This is a genomic window from Acidovorax sp. SRB_24 (genome assembly GCF_012931925.1).
Map to the genome: position 1 here is coordinate 1 of NZ_MWOM01000381.1, position 228 is coordinate 228.

1 pseudogene is annotated in these 228 nt (G+C 71.5%); it reads left to right on the forward strand.

Going from position 1 to position 228, the window contains the following annotated elements:
• Positions 1-36: 36 nt before the first annotated feature.
• Positions 37-228 (forward strand): annotated as a pseudogene (locus tag B2J89_RS22350) (AmpG family muropeptide MFS transporter); the annotation flags it as partial.

The following is a 228-nucleotide window of genomic DNA, read 5'->3' on the forward strand; positions in this document are numbered from 1 at the left end:
GACTCCACCGCCGATCCCGCCCGCCGCCCGCCGCGCATGCCCTGGCGTCAGACGCTGCGCGTGTACCGGGAACCCGCGAGCCTGCGCATGCTGACGCTCGGGTTTTCCGCCGGGCTGCCGCTGCTGCTGGTGCTGGGCACGCTGTCGTTCTGGCTGCGCGAAGCGGGCATCGACCGCACGACCATCGGGTACCTCAGCTGGGTCGGGCTGGCCTATGCGTTCAAGTGG